The organism is uncultured Desulfovibrio sp. (genome assembly GCF_902477725.1).
In the GTDB taxonomy this organism is placed as follows: domain Bacteria; phylum Desulfobacterota; class Desulfovibrionia; order Desulfovibrionales; family Desulfovibrionaceae; genus Desulfovibrio.
Genome location: NZ_CABSIF010000019.1, coordinates 26,422 through 47,350, shown reverse-complemented (window position 1 = coordinate 47,350; position 20,929 = coordinate 26,422). Strand labels below are relative to the sequence as shown.

General features: G+C 56.7%; 13 protein-coding genes. 8 read left to right on the top strand and 5 right to left on the bottom strand.

What is annotated here, in order from left to right; translation table 11 throughout:
* Window positions 1-226: 226 nt before the first annotated feature.
* The 4 genes from RDK48_RS14205 to RDK48_RS14190 form a co-directional block, all read right to left on the bottom strand.
* On the bottom strand, window positions 227-1,345 hold the full coding sequence (locus tag RDK48_RS14205; protein WP_298992184.1) for a DUF4198 domain-containing protein: 1,119 nt from the start codon (window positions 1,343-1,345) through the stop codon (window positions 227-229).
* 133 nt (window positions 1,346-1,478) lie between these two features.
* Complete coding sequence (locus RDK48_RS14200) at window positions 1,479-2,246, bottom strand: ComF family protein (RefSeq protein ID WP_298992187.1); 768 nt, start codon at window positions 2,244-2,246, stop codon at window positions 1,479-1,481.
* A gap of 100 nt (window positions 2,247-2,346) precedes the next feature.
* Window positions 2,347-3,033, bottom strand: coding sequence for a flavodoxin family protein (locus RDK48_RS14195; RefSeq protein ID WP_298992190.1), 687 nt, complete (start codon window positions 3,031-3,033; stop codon window positions 2,347-2,349).
* Complete coding sequence (locus tag RDK48_RS14190; RefSeq protein ID WP_298992193.1) at window positions 3,030-3,656, bottom strand: MBL fold metallo-hydrolase; 627 nt, start codon at window positions 3,654-3,656, stop codon at window positions 3,030-3,032. The genes RDK48_RS14195 and RDK48_RS14190 overlap by 4 nt, the downstream gene beginning before the upstream one ends.
* A gap of 335 nt (window positions 3,657-3,991) precedes the next feature.
* Between RDK48_RS14190 and RDK48_RS14185 the strand changes: the two genes are divergently transcribed.
* Window positions 3,992-6,532: a tetratricopeptide repeat protein gene (locus RDK48_RS14185; RefSeq protein ID WP_298992196.1), complete on the top strand. Its 2,541-nt coding sequence runs from the start codon at window positions 3,992-3,994 to the stop codon at window positions 6,530-6,532.
* Between the two features lie 242 nt (window positions 6,533-6,774).
* Here RDK48_RS14185 and RDK48_RS14180 read toward each other — a convergent pair whose 3' ends face one another.
* On the bottom strand, window positions 6,775-10,038 hold the full coding sequence (locus RDK48_RS14180) for a DEAD/DEAH box helicase (protein ID WP_298992199.1): 3,264 nt from the start codon (window positions 10,036-10,038) through the stop codon (window positions 6,775-6,777).
* A gap of 152 nt (window positions 10,039-10,190) precedes the next feature.
* On the opposite strand from RDK48_RS14180, the gene RDK48_RS14175 reads away from it, so the two are divergent.
* The 7 genes from RDK48_RS14175 to chrA all read left to right on the top strand — a co-directional run bounded on the left by RDK48_RS14175 (window position 10,191) and on the right by chrA (window position 20,887).
* Window positions 10,191-11,906, top strand: a complete 1,716-nt coding sequence (locus RDK48_RS14175; protein WP_298992202.1) for a peptide-binding protein — start codon at window positions 10,191-10,193, stop codon at window positions 11,904-11,906.
* 235 nt (window positions 11,907-12,141) lie between these two features.
* Entirely contained in the window at window positions 12,142-14,307 is a 2,166-nt protein-coding gene (locus RDK48_RS14170) for a bifunctional (p)ppGpp synthetase/guanosine-3',5'-bis(diphosphate) 3'-pyrophosphohydrolase (RefSeq protein WP_298992205.1), read from the top strand.
* A gap of 522 nt (window positions 14,308-14,829) precedes the next feature.
* Complete coding sequence (locus RDK48_RS14165) at window positions 14,830-16,599, top strand: methyl-accepting chemotaxis protein (protein ID WP_298992210.1); 1,770 nt, start codon at window positions 14,830-14,832, stop codon at window positions 16,597-16,599.
* Window positions 16,600-16,760: 161 nt separating this feature from the next.
* A complete protein-coding gene (locus tag RDK48_RS14160; RefSeq protein ID WP_308588034.1) occupies window positions 16,761-17,702 on the top strand; it encodes a chromate resistance protein ChrB domain-containing protein in 942 nt (313 codons plus the stop codon).
* 1 nt (window position 17,703) lies between these two features.
* Window positions 17,704-18,255: a DUF2148 domain-containing protein gene (locus RDK48_RS14155; RefSeq protein ID WP_298992217.1), complete on the top strand. Its 552-nt coding sequence runs from the start codon at window positions 17,704-17,706 to the stop codon at window positions 18,253-18,255.
* A 46-nt stretch (window positions 18,256-18,301) separates the two neighbouring features.
* The gene (locus RDK48_RS14150) at window positions 18,302-19,489 is read left to right on the top strand and encodes an MFS transporter (RefSeq protein ID WP_298992220.1); all 1,188 of its coding nucleotides are present in this window, start codon (window positions 18,302-18,304) and stop codon (window positions 19,487-19,489) included.
* 108 nt (window positions 19,490-19,597) lie between these two features.
* A complete protein-coding gene (gene chrA, locus RDK48_RS14145) occupies window positions 19,598-20,887 on the top strand; it encodes a chromate efflux transporter (RefSeq protein ID WP_298992223.1) in 1,290 nt (429 codons plus the stop codon).
* Window positions 20,888-20,929: the final 42 nt, after the last annotated feature.

Here is a 20,929-nt window from a genome sequence, read left to right as displayed (position 1 = left end):
GGGATGCAAGGGGGGCCGAGAAGGGGGCGTAGCCCCATAACCGGCCCCGCCTTGCCGCACGCCGCGCAGGCGTCCCAAACTCCGCCGGAGGGCGGAATCCCGTGCCGCAGGGAAGCAAAAAGGATTACCATCGGCCCGCCTAGGCGAAACCGCGCACCACGCAGGCATAAAACGCAAAAATCCCCGGTCACGCTACCGTAACCGGGGACTCTCAATTTTCAACAAGCTAGCGCTTCCGCGCCTCGCTGGAAAGACTGTCCACATACAACCAGAACAGCGTCCCCAGTTGCAGGGGCTTGGGCTGGCCGTCAGGCCCCTTGAGGGGATCACCGGGAATGCTGGCCATGCAACACCACCAGCCGGGTTGGCTTAATACAAAGGAGAATTCCCCCTTGTTGTTGGTGCGGGCGGCAATATCCTCATGCCATGAGGTCGGCACGGGGCGTTTTTCGGTATTTATGCGCGCCATGCGTACAGAAGCGGCGGCAAGGGGCTTGCCGTCCATGAGCACCACGCCGGAAAACATGGCGGGCGCAGTAAGACCAAAGGGGCGGGAAAGCGGAACGATTTCAAAACGCTGGCCTACGGGCAGGCTCCAGCCGCGCTCAACGCCGTACACCGGCAGCGTTGTTTTGACGTAATGCTGCAAAAAGCGTCCGTGCGCGGCATCCCACCAGGGACGGCCTTCAATGATGAACTGGTAGAGACCGGGCTTGGTCAGGGCGACGTTGGCCCCCCATGCTTTCTGGTTCAGGTAGCGGATTTCTTCCATGTCGCCCAGCAGGTCGCGCCGTTCGGGCTGCGCCACGCCGTCTTTTATCGGTGTGGTGCTGTCGTAACGCAGCACCGCAAACATCTGCGGCATGTCCATGACCAACCCTTCGTACAGGAAGGGGCGCATCATGGTGATAAGTACGTCTACTTCTTCATCTATCTGCGTGTCAGCGGGCGCTGGCGCGGGGGCAGCGGCCTGTTCCGGCTTGGCCGGGGCGTCTGCTGGGGCGGCCTCGCCGCTGGGAGCGGGTTTGCCTTCGGCAGTGGGCCCAGAGGGGGCCTGTTCCGGCTGCTTGCCGGCGGCATCAGCGGGCTGGTCTGTCTTGCCGGATGCTGTTTTGGCGTCCTGCTGGCGCTTCTCGTCTTTTTTATCTTCGCGTTTGGCGGGGGCGTCCTGCTTTTGTCGGGGGGCTGGTGCTTCAATGCTGGGTTGGCTTGGCACCAGCAACGTCACCTGCGCCTGTGCGGATGGCGCAAAAAAAAGGAAGGACAAAACAGCCCAACACGCGGCGACAACTGCACTTTTATGTTCAAATAACCCCAGATGACAGGAACGGTGTGCGCTGGGCATGAAATCTCCTGTGCGCCCAAGCCTGCGATATGCAGAGGGATTGGCTCTGTTTCCGCACGTAGAGGCGGGGCGCTAGTGTATGTGACCTGTGTATAGCCCAAGAGCATGAGCTTGTCATGTGCTGCGTGCACACTTACCCCGCATGGCTTGGGAGATCCGAAATTTCGGCGGCTGTGTTGAGCGGCGTTCTGGCGGCAAATACCGCATCCACCCGCGCGGCTCCACCTGCGAGCAGGGCGCTGGCTGCGGCATTCATGGTGCTGCCAGTGGTCATAACATCGTCCACAATCCATACGCGCAACCCCCTTGCCTCCGGCGAGGCGGCAAAGCTGTGACGCACGTTGCTGCGCCGGTCTTTTGCCCCCAGGTGCGCCTGCTCCTGACCGGGCACGGGGCGGGAAAGCAGCCTTGAAGACACAGGCAGGCCTGACAGGCCGTGCAGTGCCCGCGCCAGTTCGTGGGCCTGATTGTATCCCCGGCGGCGCAGATGGGCGGGATGCTGCGGCACTGCCACAATGACATCTGGCCGGGGCAGGCAGGTCACCGATTCAAGCAGAAAATTTCCCAACAGGGGGGCAAGGTACAGATGCCCGTCAAACTTGAGCCGCAGCAGGGTGTGCCGCAGGGCCCCCTGATAGAGGCCGTAGAAAGCAGCGCCGCTCCACGGCGGTGGATTTTGTAGACATGCGCCGCAGATGCTGTTGCCTGCCTGTGGATCAGAAGGCGGAATTCCGCAACGCGGGCATCTGGGCCCGGCGTATGGGGTGAGCAGGTCGCAGCATTGGGGGCAAAGGAGGGATTCCGGCGCTGTCGCGGCATTGAGATGCGCCGCAAACGCAGGGGAAAAGGGACGCAGACAGTGCAAACAGCGGTCTTGGTTCAGCCCCAGTGTTTTTTGCATGCGGGCCACCACAGAACCCAGCCAGCCACGGCGTGCAGGTGCGTGCGGCTGGGGCTTGTCATGTGGCATGGGGTGAGGAACGGGGTACAAAAGGCGCGGTCTATGGTTTGTCCGCAGCTTCGGGCAGGGGCTGGGTCAGCTCATAGCTGGCATTTTCTGTGGCGAGCCTGTGGCCCCAGTCGTGCCCCCAGGCATGCAGGGCGGCAATTACTGCGGGGCGTTCGTGCAGATCCTTGGTTGATTCAAGCCCGCGCAGCAGTCGGGTTTCCCGAACGGCAGCCCCAAGGGGGGCCAGAAAGTATTTGAGCGAGAGCAGAGAGCCTGAAAACAACAGATTGCCGCGCCGACGCCCTGCGGTCATGGCTACAAGCACGGGCTTTGCGCGGGAAAGGGGCAGGGAACCGCGGTCTTCGCCGCCTTGTAACATCCAGAATCGTTGGGTTCTGTCGATAAGCGCCTTGAAGTGCGCTGGTAGAAAATAGAAATAAATGGGAGAAGAAATCATGATCATCTGTGCTTCGTTGATCATTTGAAAAATTTCTTCAGCCTGGTCCATCTGGGCGCAGGCATCATTCTGACCGGGCAGGGGCCGATTGGCCAGAATGCATTTGTGCGGCGGCCTGGAGCAGCCGCCGCACCCCGTACAGGGCGAATATGCATAGTCGCGCAAGGCTACAGTGCGCGCTTCAATTCCGGCTTCGGCCATGCCTTTTGTAAAAAGGTTTGCCACCGAATCAGAAACGCCTCCCACATGAGGACTGCACTGGAGCACAAGCACGTTGTTCATAGCTGAAATTCACCGCAAAAAGGGTTGCTCTTTTTTTCATCGCCAATGGTGGTGGAGGGACCGTGACCAGGGTACACAACGGCGTCTTCCGGCAGTTTGAAAAGTACTTCCGTCACTGAGCGCAGCAGGCCGTCGTGATCGCCGCCGGGAAAGTCCGTGCGGCCAATAGAGCGGTAAAAGAGCGCATCTCCTGTAAAAACAAGTTGTTCAGTAGGGAAAAACAGCGAAACTCCGCCCGGGGTGTGCCCAGGGGTGGCAAGCACTTCGCATTCCATTCCGCCGAACGAGGTCTTGCCCAGAGCTATGGGCTGCGACTGATACGGAGTCACAGTGGGAAAGCCCCACAGGCCGCCCTGCGCGGATTCCGTCCCCTCCAGGCAGTCATCATCGGCGCTGATGTAAACAGGTGCTCCTGTAGCCTTCTGCAAATCCGCCACGCCGTAAACGTGGTCGAAGTGCCGATGGGTAATGCAGATGGCAGCCAGTTTCAGACCGTGCTTAGCCAGATACTCCAGCATGGGTTCCGGGTCGCCGCCCACGTCCACCGCAACGGCCTGAGTGCCGCTGTGGATAAGGTAGCTGTTGGTCTGCAAAGGGCCGAGGGGAAACGTGGCAACTGGCATAAAAGTTCCTTTGGCTTGTCGATATCAGGCGCGCAGTGGTTTGCTGCGCGCAAAATTATCGACTTTGGATATGCTATCGTGGATGGTGTTCACAGGCAAGCGCCTGGCGCGTTAACAAGGCGGCCGCGGCAAAATTTTTGCCCGCCACAGCGTTCAATTTCCATAAAATTAGCCGCACAATGGGGCAAAATCAAGTTGCGGGCATGGTTTGGCCTCGGCGGGCAGCTCCGGGATGGGGCTGAACGGAAAAGCCATCCTTTGGTGGTCAGGCCAACGGGGGTTCTCTGTCTTGAAATTTTCTAGACAAGCAGCCTTTGCCACACTACAATTTGAAGATGCAAAAAAACTGCCCGCAGCTCGAACTCGCGCGTGAAGACCTCATGGAAATGGAAGGCCTGTTGTGTGAACAGTTGTCTTCATTCCTGTCCTTTTCAGGGCACGCCCTGTATTTTCCTACCAGCCGCGCGCCCGAAGAGCCGCAATTGCTGTCGCGGGAACGCAGGCTGCTGCTGCCCTTGCGTCGCGACGACCATCTGCTTGGCGTTGCCATGCTGCACGGCGTCAAGGCGCGCGAGGCCCGGCCCCTTTTGCCTTTTCTGCCTGCCATAACGGCCCTGTGTCTGGAAAATCTTGCCAGAGCCAAGGCCATGCGCACGGATTCCGTTACCGGGCTTGCCACAGAAGAGGCCCTGTTTGCGCATATGGAAAATGCCGCGGAGCGTTTGCGGGCCTATCTGGAAGAGCCGGGCGCGGAAGAAAGCGGCCCCGCTCCCCTGCACTGGCTGTGCATGGGGATTGTGCTGCTGAGGCTTGCCAACGGGGATTCTGTGGTGCGGCGCGGCGGGCATGCTTTTGCAGAAAAATATCTCAAGGCTCTGGCAGACGCCTGCCGCGAAGCCCTGCCGTCGGATGTTCTGGCAGCGCGCGTGGGGCGCTGGGAAATTGCCTTGCTCTTTCCCGCCAGCGGGCGCGGCGCTTGCCATAAGTTGGCCCGCGCAGCCCTGACGCGCATGGAAGCGGTGCGCATGCCCTATCCGCTGCTGAAAAAGCCGGTGCGCCCGCGTTTGTGCGCAGGGCATGCCCTGTACCCGCAGGATATGCGCGGTACAGAAATGCACCTTGAAATGCACGATCAAGCTCGCCTGTGCATGGATCGCGCCCGCCTCGCCGCAGATGTGGCCGGGCAGGAGGCTGACGGCGCTCAGGCTGTGGAAAGCCGCATCATGCCCTTTGCGCGCATCCTGCAAGAAGGCGGCATGGTGCTGGAATCCCTGCCGCTGGGCCGCGTGCGGCTTAGCCTTGGGCGTCAGGCCAAGGCCCGCGAGGGCATGCGGTTTGCCCTGTGGGGACAGGCAGAAAGCGGTTCGCCCCATTACAAGGGCGAACTGGTGGTGCTGCATACGCGGGATACGGATTCCGTTGCCGAGGCCCTGCATCTGGTTGATGTTACCTGCCGCCCCGAGGTGGGGGACAGGCTCACCCTGCTGGGTGAAACGCCCGTTCTGAGCCCAGATCTGGACGAACAGGATTTTTCCGCCGCGCGCCCTGCCATTCCAAATGCGGCGGTGGCCGTGCAGGAGCAGAACCAGAGGGCAGAATCCGCCGAAGGTGGCAAACATGCTGCTGCTGCATGTGGTGCTTCCGCGTCCCCCCAAGCAGAGTGTGCAGGCGGTTTGTGCGGGCACGGTGATTTTTTGAACCGTTTTGCCGTGGAGGCGGAGAGGCGCAACCGCTTTACGCTTTGCCTGTTGCGGCTGGAGCCTGGCAATTCTGACTCGGGTGAGGCAGCGAACACGGATGCCGTTCCGCTGGACGGCGTGCACGATGCTGCAAATCGGCAGGGAATTATTGAAACAGCCCTCAACGTGTGGCGCGATGCCCTTGGCGAGACGCAGAGCCTGCCGCAGCCGATGGCTGGACGCTACGGCAGCAACAGTCTGATATTTTTCCATCCGGATGTGGAAGCGCAAGCCCTTGTGTCTCTGTACGAGGGCGTGTGCGGCGAACTAAACAGCCGTGGCATTTCGGCTTCTGTGGGGCTTGCTGGGTATCCCTTCCTTCAGTTCCGCAGGGGAGAAATGCCCGACTGCGCCCTGAAGGCTCTGGAATACGCCCTGCTGCTGCCAGACCCCAAGGTGGGCGTGTGCAATTCCCTTGCGCTGAACATCAGCGCCGACAGGCGGTACAGCCTAGGCGATGTTTTTGGCGCGGTGGAAGAATACAAGCTTGCTCTGCTGGCTGACGAGGCCAATGCCATGGCCTGGAATTCCCTTGGCGTATGTATGGCGGCCCTTGGGCGGCAGCATGAAGCCCGGCGGCATTTTACGGAAGCCTTGCGGCACGGGCCGGATAAAGCTCTTGCCGAACAGATTTACTACAATCTGGGCACGGTCTGTCAGGGTCTTGGCGAAAAGCGCGCCGCAGCCCGGTATTACCGACAGTGCGTCAAGGTTTCGCCCGATCACCAATTTGCCCACATCCGTCTTGGGCAACTGTGCGAACAGGGCGGCAGAAGGGCCGAGGCACGGCGTTTTTATGAAATAGCCGCTGCCCTGGAAGATGCGCGCCCCGGCGCGCCCAGCCTTGCCCGCAGGCACCTTGCGCGTGTGGCTGTGCGCCAGCGCAAGGGGGGCGAGGCCCGCGAACTGCTGCACGAGGCGTTGGTGCGCAATCCGCAGGATGCGGCCTCCATGCTGCTGCTGGCGAATATCTATCTGGATAGCAATGAAGATCCGGCCATGGCGGAGCTGCTGGCCCGCAAAAGCGCCGGCCTGCACGATAAGCCCGAGGCCTGGGAAACCCTTGCCCGTGCCCTGCGCAAGCTTGGGAGGGAAGAAGAGGCCCGTGTGGCCGAAGCCAAGGCAGTACTTTCCTAGCTTTCCAGAGGCAGGTTGCAGCGGGACGTGTTGCGGGGAGCCAGCACTCTAAAATTTTTTGTTTCAGATAGTTGCATGCTGTCTTCCGGCGGGGCGCGCCTGTCCGGCAGAGCCTGCTTCACAGATTATTGAACCGCCCCTTGGGGCGGTTTTTTCATGCCCGAAGCAGAATGCCAAAACGCAAGCAAGGCCCCCTGTCGCCAGAGGGCCTTGCTGTTATGTCATTTGGGCAAAGTTTGAAGCTACACGTCAAAGAGCATTTCCAGATCTTCACGCGTAAGCGACTTCCAGGTGTCTTGACCGGGAATGATGGCTTCCGCAACGCCGCGTTTGGCTTCCTGCAATTTGAGAATCTTCTCTTCCACCGTGTTCTGGCAGATGAGCTTGTAGGAAAAGACCTGACGGGTCTGACCGATACGGTGGGTACGGTCTGTGGCCTGACTTTCCACGGCGGGGTTCCACCACGGGTCGTAGTGGATAACGTAGTCGGCGGAGGTCAGGTTGAGGCCCGTACCGCCAGCCTTGAGCGAGATAAGGAAGATCGGAATTTCAGGTGTATTGTTGAACTTGTCTACCTGATCGAAACGGTCTTTGCTCGCGCCATCAAGGTAGCAGAAGGGAATCTGCGAGAATTCCAGCCACTGCTTGATGATTTGCAGCATCTGCACAAACTGTGAGAAGACCAGCACCTTGTGGCCGCCTTCCACAATTTCCACGATCATGTCCTTGAAGGCATCGAACTTGCCCGAAGGCAGGTTGTTGGAGAAGCCGGGCATGTCGAGCTTGAGCAGGCGCGGGTGGCAGCAGATCTGACGCAGCTTGAGCAGGGCATCGAGAATGGACATCTGGCTTTTGGCAAGGCCTTTCTGATCCACGTCTGCCAGCACCTGGGCGCGCAGCTTGCGGGCAAGGGCTGCGTACAGCTCGGCCTGCGCTTCTTCCAGCGCGCAACAGGTGACGCTTTCCACCTTGGGCGGCAGATCCTTGGCCACTTCGGCCTTGGTACGGCGCAGAATGAAGGGGCGCACACGGGTGCGCAGATAGTCCAGCGTTTCAGCGTCGCCGTCCTTGATGGGCTTGACGATGCCCCGCTGGAAGGCGTGCTGCGAACCCAGAAAGCCCGGCATGAGGAACTCGAACAGCGACCACAGCTCGAAAAGGTTGTTTTCGATGGGCGTACCCGAGAGGCACAGGCGCATGCGGGCATTGATGCGGCGCACGGCGCGGGCTGTGATGGTGTTGGGATTCTTGATGTTCTGGGCTTCGTCAAGAATAACGGTGTTGAACTCGTATTTTTCCATCTCCTCCAGATCGCGCCGGAGCAGTGCGTAGGTGGTGATGATGAGATCCGAGCTGGAAATATGCTTGAACATGCCCTCGCGGCGGGTGCCGTAAATGGTCAGCCGTTTGAGGCCGGGAACGAACTTTTCCGCTTCGCGCTCCCAGTTGGGCAGCACCGAGGTGGGCACCACAATAAGGTTTGGCCCGTCATGGTGCACGTCAATCATGTGCTGGATAAAGGCCAGGGTCTGCACGGTTTTGCCAAGGCCCATTTCGTCGGCAAGAATACCGCCGAACCCGTATTCCGAAAGGAAGTTGAGGTACGAAAGGCCTTGCACCTGATAGCTGCGCAGGTTGGCGTTGAGCCCCTTGGGCGGCGCGATGGGCCGCACCTCGCGGAACGAGCGGATTTTTTCGCGCAGGTTGTTCCAGAAGGAATCTGTGGCGGCGCCGGGCAGGTCTTCCAGCAGGCTGTCGAGCACCGGGGCCTCAAACTGCTTGAATTTCTGCTGCGGGGGCTTTGAAGGGTCGAGCCCCAGAGCCGTGAGCTTATGCGAGAGCTTTTCAAGCCATGCTTCGGGCAGGCTGGTATAGGAGCCGTCTTTCAACTGCACATAGCGCTTGCCTCGGGTCCAGGCCTTCCATATCTTTTCCAGGGGCAGGCTCTGGCCTTCGTATTCCACGTTGATGTCCAGCGAGAACCATTTTTCCTTTTCATTGCTGACCACCTGCGCCGTGATGTTGGAAGAAGCCGTGCGCACCTTGTAGCGCGAGAGGGCCTTTTCGCCGTAGACGCGGTAGTTTTCAATCAGCTTGGGGTACGAGTCGAGCAGGAAGGCAATGGCTTCTTCCGGCTCAAGGAACCACAGTTTGCTTGAGCGGGCCTGAAAGTCCATGCCACTCAGTTCGTTCATCAACTGGGCTTCCTCGTCCTGATGGCGGCGCACCAGATAGGTCTGCCCGTCATAGGCGTAGCTGCCGGTCTGGAAGTCGGGGTTGGGCCCGTTGAGAGTAAATTCGCCGTGGCGCGTTTCATAGACGTTGTCGATTTCCAGCGTCAGCAGGCTGCCTTCTTCATCAAGGAAGAGCTTGGGATTATATGTGGCAGGCTGGAATACCGGTTCCATGAGTTTGAGGAACTGCTGTGGTTCGTAGAGTTCCGAGGCTGGCAGGCGCGTCCACACGCGGTCGAGAAATTCGGAAATTTCTTCGTGCGGTACAACCGGGCGTTCGTAAATAAGGTTGCGCACCAGCGAAGGATAGAGGCCCGTCTGCACCGGATAGAAATTGTGCTGGTAGCAGACCCACAGGGGCATTTGCCCGTGAAAGGTGATGGGCGCGTCTTCCGGCGCGGTGCTCTCGGTCGGGTTGCGGTCGCTGGGATTGCTGCGGCCCGCGCGGATGGGCAACGGGGGGCGGCCCTCGCGCTTGAGCAGCACTTCAAAACGAAAGCCCGAGTCGTCCAGAATGGGCTTGAGCTTGAGCGCAAAAGGCGTGCTCTCGATGCGGCAGGGTTTGTCAGTGTCCTTCCACAGCAGATAGTATTCCTTGCGCACAGACCAGAAAAACCATGAGGTCAGTCCCTGGGGGATTTCAACCCGGTGGCCGTAATAGTCGAGGTGCTGGCCGATCTGGCGGGCCACATGCGGCAATTGTGGTGAAAATTCGCACCAGTCGGGGTTCTGGATGATCTGATCCAGGGTTACCTCGTTGTGTACGCTGGAAAGCCCGGATTTATTCTGCCGCCCACGGAAAAAGGAAACCAGCAGACGGCCCTGTTCCGGTTCAAAGCGGAATATGAGATAGTGGCGGCCTGGTTCCGGTTCCATGTCGGTAGAAAAAAAGTTGCGGAAGCTCTGTTTCCAGTCGGTGCTGGGGGGTGGGGTTTCTTCCGGGTCGCCCTGTTCCTTGCGCAGTTCTTCCACAAGGCGCAAAGCAAGTGCTGCCACATGGCGGCAGATGCCTGAGAACGCATCAGAGCAGTTGCACTGGTGGCGGGTGCTGCGGTCCGTAATGGTGAGGCTCAGGCTCGGCGTGAAGACCTGCAGGTCTTCGCCCTGGATGACGCCTTGGACGTCCCAGGTTTCGCCCTCCTGGATATTTATTTTTTGCACCTCACCTTCGGACAGGATATAGTAGGCAGCGTCGCGGATGTATTCCGGCACACTATCGTGCAGGAAAGTCTGGCACATTTCGCGAACGACGCTCTGTTCAGATCGACTCATGGGTTCCCCAAAAATACTCCGGTGAAATTTCTGGAAAATTCCAGAAACGGAGCGATGTTATGACGTTTGCGATAAATAGCACAGGTTGGGGGGCGAAAGCAATATGAAGTGTGACTTTTATGAAAAAAATAAATTTTGAGCGCGCAATCAATATGTTGGAATCAATATCGGCCCAACGGGCCACACGATTTTACGGCAAAAAGTGGATTCGTTGGGTCACAATTTCATGTGCTTTACTGTGCATTTGTGCATCATCGGCTTTTTGCGCCAATTCTGCGGGTGATCTGCCGGAAGAAACCGGCCTTGCCCCCTCGGGTGCGGCAGTCAGCCCGGCTGGCCCCCCGGCTTCGGGCGGCAGCATATTTTTTGGCACCATTGGCGAGGCTTCAAATCTTATTCCCTACCTCACATCAGACTCCGCCTCGCATGAGGTGGCAGACCTCATCTACACGGCGCCGTTGCGTTACAACAAGGATTTGCAGCCTGAGCCATGGGCAGCAGAATCTTGGAGCATGGAAGACGGCGGCAAACGCATGCGTTTTACCCTGCGCAAAGGCATTTTGTGGGAGGACGGGCAGGAGCTGACCGCTGAAGATGTGGCCTTTACCTGCAAGCTGGCGGCAGACCCTGCCACCGGCAGCCCTTATGCCGAGGATTTTTTGCGTATCAAGGAACTGCGGGTCATTGACCGCTACACGTTTGAAGTGCGCTATGACCAGTTTTTTGCGCGGGCGGTATCCACCTGGATGAACCCTATCTTGCCCAAACATATTCTGGAAGGGCAAAACATCCGCTCCACGCCTTTTGCGCGCAAGCCCATGGGGGCCGGGCCGTATCGGCTCAAGTCGTGGGAGCCGGGGAGCCGCATAGTGCTGGAGGCATCGCCCACCTATTTTGCGGGCAAGCCGCGTATTGACGAAGTGGTGTACAGGATCATTCCCGACAACGCTACCATGTTTATGGAAACCCGTGCGGGCAGGCTGGACGTGATGGATCTTTCGCCTCTGCAATATCTGCGGCAGACCTCCGGCCCTGAATGGCAGAGCCGATTCCATAAATTCCGCTACATCGCCTCGGTGTATATTTTCCTCGGCTTTAATCTGGAGCATCCGTTTTTCAAGGATGTGCGGGTGCGGCGGGCCATTTCCATGGCAATCGACCGCGAGGGCATCATCAAGGGAGTCTTGCTGGGGCAGGGGGTTCCGGCTTTTGGGCCGTTCAAGCCCGGCTCGTGGCCGTACCATCCCGGCCTCAAGCCCATGCCCAGAAACATTGCCGCCGCGCGGGCCCTGCTGGCCGAGGCGGGCTTTGCCGACCACAACGGCGATGGCCTGCTTGACCGTGACGGCCAGCCGCTGGCCTTTACCATTCTGACCAATCAGGGCAACGAGCAGCGCATTCTTGCGGCTACCGTCATGCAGTCGCAACTGCGCGAGGTGGGCATTGACGTGCGTATCCGTACCGTGGAGTGGGCGGCCTTTATCCGCGAATTTGTCAACAAGGGGCGGTTTGACGCCGTGCTGCTGGGTTGGACAATCCCCCAGGATCCGGATCTGTTTTCTGTATGGCATTCATCGCAGACCTTTGAGGGCGGGCTGAATTTTACCCACTACCGCAATCCCGAGGTGGACAAGCTGCTTGAAGAAGCACAGTCCACACCCGATCAGAAAAAGCGCGCAGAACTGTACTACCGCATTCAGGAAATATTTGATGCGGAGCAGCCCTACTGTTTTCTGTTTGTGCCCTATGCCCTGCCTGTGGTGCAGCGGCGGTTTCAGGGCATAGAACCCGCGCTGGCGGGCATAATGTATAATTTTGAGAAGTGGTGGATTCCCAAGGCGTTGCAGCACACGCAGATGGAGCCATAAGCACTGCGCACCGGGCACGCGGCAGCTTTTTTGCCCTTGCCTGCTGGCTTGCAGGCGCATATTCAGACCAAGCGGATTTGAACAGGCCCTGGCTGGTTGTCCAGCCGGGGCCGTTGCGTTTGTGCGCTTTGGCCTACAATTCGGCAGCCCTCGGCGTTGACAAGGCCGCTTTAGTCGGAACATAGTTCCAGAACTGGTTGAAGATATTTTTTTACGCTGTGGGTGGACGTTACGCATGATTCGTATTCAGGAAATTCTCGATAAGGTTTCGGCTGGCAACCCGAACGCGGATCTGGAGCTGATCCAGAAGGCGTATGTGTTTGCCGCCACCGCTCATGCGGGGCAAACCCGCCTTTCGGGCGAGCCGTACCTTTCCCACCCTCTGGCGGTTGCCAGCATTCTGGCGGGCATGGGTTTTGACGAACCCACCATTGCCGCCGGCCTGCTGCACGACACAGTAGAAGACACCAAGGCCACCATCGAAGAGCTGGACGAAAATTTTGGCGAGGAAGTGGCCGACATTGTCGACGGCGTTACCAAGATCAGCCAGATCACCTTTGAGAACAAGGAAGAAGCCCAGGCGGAGAATATCCGCAAGATGATCCTGGCCATGAGCCACGACATGCGGGTTCTCATGGTCAAGCTGGCCGACCGCCTGCACAATATGCGCACGCTGGACTTTCAGAAAAGTCACAAGCAGAAGCGCATTGCCCAGGAAACCATGGATATCTACGCGCCCTTGGCCAATCGCCTTGGTTTGTACGTGATGAAGCGCGATCTGGAAGACCTGAGCTTCAAATACATGCGCCCAGACATTTACAACCAGATCGATCACTGGCTGGACAACCATCAGGTTGTGGAAAAGCAGATCATCGGCAAGGTTGTGGGCCTGATTCAGGATCTGCTGGAATCAAACGGCATCACCGGGCAGGTTTACGGGCGCATCAAGCACAAGCACAGCATCTATAAAAAGATGCAGGCCCAGTCCATGACTCTGGACGAAATGCACGACATCATGGCCTTTCGCGTGCTGGTGCAGGATATCAAGGACTGTTACGCCACGTTGGGGCTTGTGCACTCCCAGTGGCGGCCTGTGCACGGGCGCTTTAAAGATTATATTTCCATGCCCAAGACCAACGGCTACCAGAGCCTGCACACCACGGTCATCGGGCCGGAAGGCGAGCGTATTGAAATCCAGATACGCACCGAGGAAATGCACAGGCAGGCCGAACACGGCGTTGCCGCCCACTGGCTGTACAAGGAAAAAGGCCGCGTCAACAGTAAAGACCTTGAGCAGTTTGCATGGCTGCGCGAAATTTTTGAGCGCCAGAGTGAAGAAACAGATTCCCGCGAGTTCATGCATTCGCTGAAAATGGATCTGTTCAAGGACGAGGTCTACATCTACACCCCGGCGGGCGATGTCAAGGAACTGCCCGAGGGCGCTACGCCGCTGGACTTTGCCTTTGTGATCCACACCAAGGTGGGGCAGCATTGCAGTGGCGCAAAGATCAATGGCCGCCTCATGCCCCTTGGCACGGAGCTGAAAAACGGCGATGTGGTGGAAATCCTCACCGACCCGGCGCGCAATCCCAACCGCGACTGGCTCAAAATTGTCAAAACCGCCAAGGCGCGCAGCCGTATTCAACACTATCTGCGCACGGAAGAACGCACCCACGCCGTGACTCTTGGTCGCGAACTGCTGGAAAAAGAAGGCCGCAAGGTCAGTCTGAACGTGGGCAAGGCCACCAAGGACGGGCACCTGGCCATTGTGGCCCAGGAAATGAATTTTGACAGCGTGGATGATTTGGTTGCCGCCGTTGGCTACGCACACACCACACCGCGCAAGGTGCTCAACAAGCTGTATGCCGTGCTGCACCCCGAGGCCGCCACAACTGCGGAACCTGCCACCCCCACGGTGAAGGAAAGCAAGGAAGCCGCCTCCCGCAAGGGTGAGGGCGTGGGCATTTCCGGCGTGGACGGCGTGCTCATGCGCTTTGCCAAGTGCTGCAACCCGGTGCCGGGCGATCCCATTATCGGCTACATCAGCCGTGGTCTTGGCATCAGCGTACACCGTGCCGACTGCCCCAATGTTGCCAATATGGAGCCGGAGCGCCTTATTTCCGTGCATTGGGACGGCATGGAAGAAAAGCCCTACGCAGCAGGCATATTCATTATTGCCAAGAACGAACAGGGCGTTCTGGCCAAGGTTGCCGAGGTCATGGCGCGCAACGGCGTCAACATTATTGGCCTGAACATGGACAATCAGGTGGATGGACGTGCCAGGCTGCGCATTACCGTAGAGGTGCTCGATGCCACCCAGCTCTACCAGCTTATTGAGGCCATCCGCGTATTGCCGCCCATTTTTGAAGTGGTGCGCGATACTGAGGCTGACGCCACGTAATCCGCAATTAAACGCGCTGTAAAAAGCCGACTGCTTCTCACGAGGCAGTCGGCTTTTGTTTGCGGCTGGTCGCTAGGGGGTGGTATTTTGCGGACATTGATTGTATATACGAACAACACAACGATACGTAATCATTCATCATGGATACATAATTATGATATATAAATATATATATGTGATAATTTGAACAAGCAGGTAAGCTGTATTTACTAAATATGTAGTGTTTAAAAAATACTGTTTATATATTATGTGTTTTGAGTGTTATTAAGTTTATTTTGTTTTTATTGCTTTTGAAGTTGAAATAAACTCTCTTGTTTTAGTGAAAAATTATGTTTAATTATCATTTATATTATTATTTTTATAATAAGATAGAAATATATTACTAGCTAGCTATGGAATAAATAAATTCATGAGGTCAAAAAATGCCCTAAATAAATTTGCATATTGTACGTTTTATGAAATATAGTCTAAGCACGCCCAATGTGTGTAACCTCTTCATATAAGCTTGGGTAGGATACAACTATGCAAAAAATTACGACAATGCAGAAGTTGGCAGGCTTGAGCCTGCTCCTGTGCCTGTTTACGGTGCTTATTGGCATGTTTGGCATCAGCCGCCTGAACAATCTGGCGACTGACGTTGAAGAGTTGAGCTCCATGCACATGAAGGGGCTGAATTTGCTCCGAATGACCAATATCGAAGTTTTGCGGATCATCCGCGAAGAAAAGAATCTTATTATCAGCACTACGGAAGAGGGTAATCGTTTTGCACTGAATAATCTGCAAAAAGAATATGTAGTGCTGGATAAATACCGCAATGAACTGCCGCGCTATTTTATGACCGAAAGCGCCCGCAAACTGCTTGCAGAACTGAACGGTCTGCTCAGTGAATGGCTTACAGTACATAACAAGGTTATTGAACTGGGCAGTACAACAGATCCGGCCATGAATGAAAAGGCGCAGGAAGTTTCGTCCACCACCGGGCGGGCGCTGGCGCAAAAGCTGGCTGATCTTTTGCAGGACATTGGTGAAAAGAAGCTTGAATTTGCTCAGGAACTGAGCGCCAAAAGCATGCAGGAATATGAACGCGCTCGAATGATAACCATTATTGGTGTGTTGCTGTCAGTTTTGGTGGGCCTTGGCGTGGGCTATTTCCTTTCGCGCAACATGCTGCGCCAGCTTGGCGACGAGCCTGCCTCGCTTTCTGAACTTGCCCTGAAGATTGCAGGCGGGGATCTGGATGCAAAGTTTAATCCTGCACGGCCAGAGATCGGCGTCTTTGGCGCGATGAAGCAGATGGTGACCACCCTCAAGGGCAAAATTGCAGAGGCTGATCAAAAGAGCCAGCAGGCCAGGGAAGAATCCGAGCGCGCCCAAAAAGCCACCGCCGATGCGGAAGAAGCACGCCGCCAGGCAGAGCGCGCCAAGGCCGAGGGCATGCTTCAGGCTGCTCACCAGCTTGAAGGCGTGGTAGAAATTGTAACCTCCGCTTCTGAGGAACTTTCCGCTCAGGTGGAGCAGTCGAGCCGTGGCGCGGACGAGCAGTCCGCGCGTGTGCGCGAAACCGCAACCGCCATGGAAGAAATGAACGCCACCGTGCTGGAAGTTGCCAGAAACGCACAGCAGGCTGCGGATGTTTCCAGCAATGCCAGAAAACAGGCCATTGAAGGCTCGCAGATAGTCAATGAAGCTGTAAAAGGCATAAGCACCGTGCACACGCAGTCGCTGGCCCTCAAGCAGGATATGGATGCCCTTGGCAAGCAGGCCGAGAGTATCGGGCAGGTAATGGGCGTTATTGCCGACATTGCCGACCAGACCAATCTGCTTGCGCTTAACGCCGCCATTGAGGCTGCACGTGCGGGCGATGCTGGCCGTGGTTTTGCCGTGGTGGCGGACGAAGTGCGCAAGCTGGCAGAAAAAACCATGACCGCAACACAGGAAGTGGGCCGAGCCATCAAGGAAATTCAGGAAGGCACAAAGAAAAATATTCAGAGCGTGGAGTTCACTGGCGAATCCATTGAAGCCGCTACAAAGCTCTCCGTGCAGTCGGGCGAATCGTTGAAAAATATTCTTGAGTGTGTGCAGCTTGTTAACGATCAGGTGCAGTCAATTGCCACCGCCAGCGAGCAGCAGTCTGCCGCCAGTGAAGAAATCAACCGCTCTGTGGAGCAGGTGGCTACAATCTCTGCTGAAACCGCTCAGGCCATGGAGCAGGCTTCCAGCGCAGTCGCCGATCTTGCGCAGCAGTCGCAAACGCTTCAGCATCTGATTGGCGAGATGAAACGCCAGGGCTAGGCACAATTCCATAAATCCAGACCAGTAAAAGGCCGTCCAGTTGGGCGGCCTTTTTGTCGTAGTTGCTCTAAGCTTTGCTAGTCATGGTTGCTTCGCCTTGTCACGATTTGCTCTGTGAATTTTTTAGTTGACAATGTTATGATTATAACTAAAAAAGTTATATGAATAACAAAAAATGGCTCTTCTTTTCATTTTCCGTTCCGGCAAAGCTGCAAGGCTTTCGTGTGAAAATATGGCGAAAAATCAATCAATTGGGCGCAGTTCAAATAAAAAACTCCATCTATGTTCTACCCGCAACTGACCACCATCAGGAGCAGCTTACATGGATGAGCAAAGAGACTGACGAGCAGGGTGGGGAGTTTCTGATTATCGTGCACGGCAAACTGCTGCATTTTTCAGACGCGCAGATAGCCGCAGCCTTCACACAGGCGCGCGATGCTGATTACCAGGTTCTGGGTGAGGAAATCCGGAGTGTTGTCGCTGCTGTAGTGTCACCTGACGCGCCAGCCATGCTCCGAAAACTTGAAAAAAGACTTGAGGCCATACAGTCCATCGATTTTTTCCCCAGTGGCAAAGGAGCGAGTTTGCAAAAAATGCTGGAGGAAGCACGGAGCAGCCTCGATGCCCCCCGGCCTGTGGTTCCTGTAGTTGATGCCCATCGTTACCGTCAAAAAACATGGGTGACCCGCGCCAACCCCTATGTGGACAGGCTTGCGTCATTTTGGCTGGTGAAGCGCTTTATTGATCCGGCCCCACGCATCGTGTTTCTGCAAGAATCAGAGGCAGTGCCCTCTGGGCCAGACGTTGTTTCATTTGATATGGCCCATGCCGACTTTACGCACGTGGGCGGGCTTATTACCTTTGAAGTGCTTGTTGATGCCTTTGGTTTGACTGCGCAGGTCCCACAAAGGATGCGCGAGGTCATAAAGGCAATTGACCTTGAAGAGCTGGATGCTGCCCCGGTTGAAACCCCTGGCATCAAACGCATGCTCGACGGGTTGGTTGCAGCCGATAATGATGACCACGTTCGCACAGAGCAGGCTCTTTCTTTTTTTGACACCCTGCTGGCCTCATACACCCCAACCGCACCCACAGGAGCGTGAGATGAAAGACACAGCAATCCATGTTGCGCAGCTTATGGCCGCTTCTGCCCGCACCGCCCCCAAGGCAGGCGGCAAGGATTTTCTGGAAATCGGCGTTATTCATATGGACGATGATCTGCAAAAGATTGCCCAGACCATGAAGGCCTACGCGCCAAAAAGCACCAACGAGGCCTTTTGGCTGCGCGATGCCGCCAATATAGAAAAATGCCAGGCCTTGGTGCTGGTTGGGCTGAAAAACAGTGCGTGCGGCGGGTATGACTGCGGCGCATGCGGCTACCCCACCTGCGCGGAGTTTATGAAAAAGAGGAAGCTTGACGAAAAAGAGATGGGTTACTCCGGCCCCTTCTGCGCCCTGCGTATGATGGATGTGGGTGCGGCTCTGGTGGCTGCCGCCAAAACTGCCAGTCTGCTCAATCTGGACAACCGTATCCAGCAGCGTGTGGGTGCGGCGGCAAAACATCTGGGGCTTATCGATGCCGAGGTCGTCATGGGTATCCCCGTGGGCTTTTACGGTAAATCCATTTTCTTCGACCGTTCTGCGCCCAAACACTAGGCAACAATTCTGGTGGTGTTCATGACGCCACCCCATTGAGGCATGTATGCGAGATTTCACTAGCCTGTGCACAGTGGGTTTTCTTGCCCGTTTTTCCTATGCACTGGTCAGAAACCCTATGCTGCCGCTCTTCGCTCTCTTTTTGGGGGCAGGGCCGGAGGCCGTAGGGCTGGCTGTCGGCATTTCCACGGTTACTGGTATTCTATTCAAGTTGCCCGCTGGCGCGCTTTCAGACGTGGTGGGCAGAAGGCGCACCATGCTGGCTGGTCTTGTTGTGTTTGGGCTCATGCCCTTTGCCTATTTTTTTATCGATTCATACCGGGCGTTGATTGTTGTTCGCTTTCTGCATGGCTTGGCAACTGCAATTTATGGCCCTGTGGCTATGGCCGTGGTGGCCGAGGTGGCTGGTTCACGCCGTGGCGAGCTGCTCTCGTGGTTTTCATCAGTAGGCATAATCGGCACCCTGCTGGGCGCGCCCATTGGCGGGCTGATACTTGATGTGAGCGCCAGCGGCGGGCCTGTACTGTGGCAATTCCGTATGGTTTTTGCCCTTAGTGCCGTTTCTGGCATGGCGGCCCTGCTGCTGGGCCTTAAAACTCTGGGCCGCGATGCCCCGTCCGAAACGGAGCCAGCGGCAGGGTCGGGCTTGCAGCGCTTTCGTCAGGGTACCGCCGAGGTGCTCTCTGACAGGCGGCTGGTGACGGCCTCTGCCGTCGAGGGCGTGCAAAATATGGGCATGGGCGCGCTAGAGGCATTTTTACCCATATATGCTGTTACAGTGGTGGGCTTGTCGGAGTTTCAGGCTGGCCTGCTGTGGGGGGTGCAGATATTTGTAACCATGCTCAGCAAGCCCCTGCTTGGGAAAATGTCGGACTCGCGCGGCAGGCGCGGCTTGATAGTGGTTGGTTTGATCTTGTGCGGCGGCGCGCTTGGCGCGATTCCCTTTTTGCATGCATTTTTGTCTTTGCTGGCGGCTTGCCTTGTATTTGGCATGGGCGAAGCGCTCGTTACGTCTTCTTCCGCAGCCCTGGTGGCAGATATGTGCCGCGACCGCCGTTTTGGGGCTGCAATGGGAGCTTTTGGAACAATTTTTGATGTCGGGCACGCGTCCGGCCCCATTTGTGCGGGCCTGCTCATTGGCTGGGGAGGGTATCAAGTGAGCTTTCCCTTGCTGGCAGTTTTTATCTTTTTGTCGATTCCTGTTTTTTTACGGAATGTTCCATCACATGATTGATCTGCAAGAGTACAAATAGTACGGTATTCTGAAGTCTTTATGCATTCGTTTATGGTGAACTGGCAGGCCATTTAGCTATGTAACTATCTTGCGAGCAAGGAAAATTCCATGAATGAAAGCAACGCAAAGCCTCAGGTTACCTTGCGGGAAGCATTCCTTTACTGGTTCAAGCTCGGCTTCATCAATTTTGGCGGGCCTGCCGGGCAGATCGCCATGATGCACAAGAATCTGGTGGATGGCAGGGAGTGGATCAGCGAAAAGGTTTTTCTGCGGGCGCTCAATTTCTGTATGCTGTTGCCGGGGCCGGAAGCGCATCAACTGGCTGTGTACATAGGCTGGCGGCTCAACGGCTACTGGGGCGGAACCATTGCCGGTCTGTGTTTTTTGTTCCCCTCGGTTATTCTGATGTTGTTCCTTTCATGGCTGGCTGCCGCCCAGGGGCAGGTTCCCTTTGTGGCCGGAATTTTTCACGGAATCGCCGCCGCCGTTGTGGCCATTGTTATTGAAGCGCTTATCCGGCTTTCAAAAAAATCGCTCAAACATCCTGCCCTGTATGCTTTTGCGGGCGGCTCGTTTGTACTGGGGCAGTTCTTTGGCGTGTCCTTTCCGGCGATTGTTTTGTTGGCTGGTGTGGCGGGTGTCATTCTTGGCAAACTGCGCCCAGACATCTTTTGCCAGAAAAAGCCGGGAACCAATGAATGCCTGATTGAGGGGCCAGAATCCTTCACCAATCTGCCGCCGCTGACGCACCTTTTCAAGGTGGTGGGGATATTCGCCGCGATCTGGATGGCTGTGATTCTGCCCGTTTTCGCATGGCGAGGCATGGGCGACATACTTTCCCAGATATCCATTTTTTTCAGCAAAGCGCCCTTTGTGACCTTTGGCGGCGCATATGCCGTGCTTGCCTATATTATAGAGCATGCAGTGAACCTTGGCTGGCTGACGGAAAAGGAAATGCTGCTGGGCCTTGGCCTGGCGGAAACGACCCCCGGCCCGCTGATTATGGTAACGCAGTTTGTGGGCTTCATCACCGCCTGGAACCAGCCCGGCGGCCTGACGCCCATGACGGCGGGCATTCTGGGCGGCCTGCTCACCACCTTCACCACGTTTTTGCCGAGTTTCATGTTCATCTTTGCCGGTGCGCCCTACATTGAGGCCATTACGGCCAACAAAAAACTCAATGCCGCACTTACGGGCATATCCGGCGCGGTGGTCGGCGTGGTGCTCAAGATCGGCGTATTCTTTGCCTGGAACACATTTTTCCCGGCTACGGGATTTGATTTATTTGCCGTGACTGTTGCGCTGGTGTCGCTGGTGGCTCTGGTGCGCTTTAAGCTCTCCATGCATGCGCTGGTAGGCTTGAGCGGGCTTGCCGGGCTGGTCTGGCAGATGGTCTGATACCTAGTGAGTGCAGGGCGGTTCTTCATTGGCCTGGGGCTG

Excerpts from the sequence above, each read along its gene's own strand:
- RDK48_RS14185 (WP_298992196.1), top strand. The coding sequence starts at position 3,992 with ATGCAAAAAAACTGCCCGCAGCTCGAACTCGCGCGTGAAGACCTCATG.
- RDK48_RS14195 (WP_298992190.1), bottom strand. The coding sequence starts at position 3,033 with ATGAACAACGTGCTTGTGCTCCAGTGCAGTCCTCATGTGGGAGGCGTT.
- RDK48_RS14170 (WP_298992205.1), top strand. The coding sequence starts at position 12,142 with ATGATTCGTATTCAGGAAATTCTCGATAAGGTTTCGGCTGGCAACCCG.
- RDK48_RS14180 (WP_298992199.1), bottom strand. The coding sequence starts at position 10,038 with ATGAGTCGATCTGAACAGAGCGTCGTTCGCGAAATGTGCCAGACTTTC.
- RDK48_RS14150 (WP_298992220.1), top strand. The coding sequence starts at position 18,302 with ATGCGAGATTTCACTAGCCTGTGCACAGTGGGTTTTCTTGCCCGTTTT.
- RDK48_RS14190 (WP_298992193.1), bottom strand. The coding sequence starts at position 3,656 with ATGCCAGTTGCCACGTTTCCCCTCGGCCCTTTGCAGACCAACAGCTAC.
- RDK48_RS14165 (WP_298992210.1), top strand. The coding sequence starts at position 14,830 with ATGCAAAAAATTACGACAATGCAGAAGTTGGCAGGCTTGAGCCTGCTC.
- RDK48_RS14200 (WP_298992187.1), bottom strand. The coding sequence starts at position 2,246 with ATGCAAAAAACACTGGGGCTGAACCAAGACCGCTGTTTGCACTGTCTG.
- RDK48_RS14155 (WP_298992217.1), top strand. The coding sequence starts at position 17,704 with ATGAAAGACACAGCAATCCATGTTGCGCAGCTTATGGCCGCTTCTGCC.
- RDK48_RS14205 (WP_298992184.1), bottom strand. The coding sequence starts at position 1,345 with ATGCCCAGCGCACACCGTTCCTGTCATCTGGGGTTATTTGAACATAAA.
- RDK48_RS14175 (WP_298992202.1), top strand. The coding sequence starts at position 10,191 with ATGTTGGAATCAATATCGGCCCAACGGGCCACACGATTTTACGGCAAA.
- chrA (WP_298992223.1), top strand. The coding sequence starts at position 19,598 with ATGAATGAAAGCAACGCAAAGCCTCAGGTTACCTTGCGGGAAGCATTC.
- RDK48_RS14160 (WP_308588034.1), top strand. The coding sequence starts at position 16,761 with ATGAATAACAAAAAATGGCTCTTCTTTTCATTTTCCGTTCCGGCAAAG.